The sequence below is a fragment of the Fibrobacter sp. UWH6 genome (assembly GCF_900142465.1).
Classification (GTDB): domain Bacteria; phylum Fibrobacterota; class Fibrobacteria; order Fibrobacterales; family Fibrobacteraceae; genus Fibrobacter.
This window is the reverse complement of sequence record NZ_FRAX01000042.1, coordinates 1-2,762: the sequence shown is the minus strand read 5'-3', so window position 1 is coordinate 2,762 and position 2,762 is coordinate 1. Positions and strand designations below refer to the sequence as shown.

Genomic DNA, 2,762 nt, shown 5'->3' with positions numbered 1-2,762 from the left:
GGGTTCAAGGGTGTCCACCCCTCGGTTGCCTTTAGGCGGGCTGCTGCGATATCTATTCCACCAACATTATCAAAAAGTATGTTCCACTCTATTTCTGTAGGCAAATGCCAGCCATTCGGGCATGCGTTTTGCGCGTCCATCGGGGTGTATTCTCGACCTTTTTCTGAACAGGATTCCTTGGCGCAGGGAGAACCATTGTCAAAATTAAGGTTCTCGGCCATCCACACCTGGTTGCCGATGGTGGTGTACTTGTACACCTGTCCGTCACGTTCATCAGTGAATGAACCTCGGTTCGGCTCGCCGTATGCGTTCGTCCCTTCGGCGGGGCAGACGACGTTTGCGTCGAATACGTACTTTGGCTCCGAAGGGCTATCTTCGGAACACGCGCAAAGCAAGGAAACAAAAGCGGTAAAAAGAATAAACTTTGTTTTCATGTGAACAAATATAGGTAATGCAGAATAGAATTTTTGCAGATAAAGTGAAAAAACGGGTGCTTTCGGAATCATTCGTGAAAATGTAAGAAAAAAACACAAAAAACGTAAGGTAAGCAAGTTCTAAATTTTAATGGGTGTTTTTCTCGGAGAAAAAATGAACAAAGTAATATCCCTCCTGTTGTTCTTTGCGGCGTTTGCCTTAGGTGCCGTAGTCAATCCATCTCAATCCACTTTGGCTATTTTGTTGGATGCTTCAGGCCTGTGTGATTCCACTTCTTCTGTTTCTTGGAAGAATATGCAAATGACCAGCTTCCTGAAGGATTTCGCCTTCTATGGGGAGTCTGGTTCTATTTATTGCCATTCTTATGATGGTTCCTTGGACCCTTCCGAAGCGGTAGATGTGCTTTTTAAGGGGGCAAATTCTGTTTTTAGTAAGGCCCTGAATCAGTGGTCCCAGAATGGGAAAAATTCAGCTTCTAAGAAAGTTCCCAATAAATTTGTAATCATTGCCGAAGGTGTTGCGGGTCTTGCTGCACGCGAGTATATCCAAAGTAAGGAATATCAAGGAGAAATCGATAACGTATTGTTCTTCAATACTCCACATGAGGGGTCCGGGTTTGCGGACCAAACTTTATTGAATGGCTCTAGTGTCTTGAATAAGGCAAAGTCTGTATCCGATTATAGTGATGTTATTCCGCTTGCGTTGGCTGTGTATCTGGTTGGCGGCAGTGATGCTCTAGAAAATTTGATGATGTCGCTTTTAAAGGAAGCTGTTCTTGGAATGGCCCAGAATGCAGGTGATATAAAGAAAAACTTTTCAAGTTATTTTGAAGATGCCGACAAAACCTACAAGTCCATGCTTTATTTGGCTCAGGATTTGGACCTGAATGATGATGCCTATAATGAGGTGAAACAGAAGGCTCAGGAAAAGAGACTTGAGTTGAAAAATTATGTTGGCAGTACTCAGTTATTGAATTCCTATTCTAAAATGAATGTTTTTGATCACCCCGCATATAACAATATTTATTCCTATGGCCTTCCTACAATTGGAAATGGACGACGTGCTTTAGCGGATTTTGCTGATCAGGCAAAGAATCACGTAAGCAAAGAGAAAATACAGAAAGTCTTGACGGAAGCTGTGGCTGCTAAGGTGGACAATATTAAGGACGAGGCTAAAGCAGAAATTGAAAATATAATCTCCGAAGCCATGAAAAGTGACCTTGCTGCAAGTGCATTGCAGACTGCGAGTGATATAGCAAACAAGTATAAAGTACCTGCTGGTGAAATAGCGGAATGTATTCAGGATGTTTCAACCTTGAGTAAGTTGAAGTTCAATAAAGAAAACTTGTCAAGTTCTGTAATGAAGGTTATTAGCATTGCTAATAAATATTTGCCCGAAAAATACAAGTCAGAGCTGTTCTCTACCTTTATTGATGAATATTCGGAAAAAATAGCGGAACTTAATGACAAACTTAAGTCTGTAAAAGAAGATATGAAGAAGGGCATGGAGGTTGTTTCAAATAATCTTTCCAATTATGCAATAAATTTTTTCGAAGAAGGGACATTTGATGTCTCTGCCATAAGTGCTATTGGAAAAAATGTTCAGGCTTTTAAGGAATCTAGTGTATCGCGTATAGGATATTCCCTGAGTGATTTTGTTCAATCCAATAAAAGCAAATTCACGGATTTAAACAGTTATATGGACCGTGTTTCGGAAGTCGGTAGGTTAGAAGAACTTAGGGGAAATATTGACGATGGCTTGAAAATTGCTTGTGTAATTGCAGAAACGGCTAATCCTGGAGCGGGAAAGGCCTGCCGTGCCGGACAGTTTATGGCGAATGTAGCTCTTATAGCGAAGGTTTCCTCGGATATTGAGAATGCTATGAAGATGATTGGTTCGTTAAAAAATGCCAAGTATATTGCCGTAGAACAGTCTATAAACCGAAAAAATAAATATAGCTCCTGGCGTGATCATAATGGAACGTCAAAAGATATAGAATCTTCTGATATGGAAAGTATGCTGTTTGGAACGCCCATTGTTTCTTTGCAAACGGTTCGCAAAAGCAGTGGCTCTGCCGATTCTATTGTCCCTCTTGCTTTGTATAAAACTTTTGGTGATGTTAATAATTACTTAGACATTTCGAAGGATGGATCTTCTTATGATTACCTGTTCCCGGCATCGGAATTTTCTGAAATAAGCCGAAATTCTTGGCTCTTCATCAACATGTGTGGGTGGCTTCGCCACCCTTTTTTGTTGACATTCGCCTAAATTAAACAAAAAATGGGCTATTTTCTAAAATTTAATCGCCAAAAAAAACAGAAGAAAAA

General features: G+C 40.6%; 2 protein-coding genes. One reads left to right on the top strand and one right to left on the bottom strand.

Annotated elements, in window-relative coordinates:
• Positions 1–434, bottom strand: a 434-nt coding sequence (locus BUB73_RS16460) for an FISUMP domain-containing protein (RefSeq protein ID WP_305774423.1), incomplete at its 3' end; no start/stop codon positions are given.
• A 154-nt stretch (positions 435–588) separates the two neighbouring features.
• Between BUB73_RS16460 and BUB73_RS16455 the strand changes: the two genes are divergently transcribed.
• Positions 589–2,703: a hypothetical protein gene (locus tag BUB73_RS16455; RefSeq protein WP_139259280.1), complete on the top strand. Its 2,115-nt coding sequence runs from the start codon at positions 589–591 to the stop codon at positions 2,701–2,703.
• Positions 2,704–2,762: the final 59 nt, after the last annotated feature.